Source organism: Streptomyces poriticola, from assembly GCF_036689765.1.
Lineage (GTDB): Bacteria > Actinomycetota > Actinomycetes > Streptomycetales > Streptomycetaceae > Streptomyces > Streptomyces poriticola.
The window spans coordinates 1-288 of sequence record NZ_JBAGKH010000123.1; the positions used below are offsets into that span (position 1 = coordinate 1).

Here is a 288-nt window from a genome sequence, read left to right on the forward strand (position 1 = left end):
CGCAACTCCGCTTCGAGGGACTCGACATGGGCCGAGTGGGAGGCGTAGTCGACAGCGATGCGGCGCAGTCGTACCCCGTCGGCCGACCAGGCGGCCATCACCTCGTCCAGCGCCTCGGGGTCGCCGCTGAGGACCACCGACGACGGGCCGTTGAGCGCGGCGACGGAGACACGCCCGGCCCACGGTGCGAGCCGTTCCCTGACCGTGGCCTCGGGCAGGGCCACGGAGACCATGCCGCCCCGCCCGGCCAGCCGCTCGGAGATGAGCCGCGACCGCAGGGCGACGATT

Annotated in this window: 1 protein-coding gene; it reads right to left on the reverse strand. The window is 73.6% G+C overall.

Features of this window, described 5'->3' with window-relative positions; genetic code table 11:
• The coding region (locus V5O46_RS31735) for an acyltransferase domain-containing protein (protein WP_332888193.1) at window positions 1-288 on the reverse strand (288 nt) is incomplete at both ends.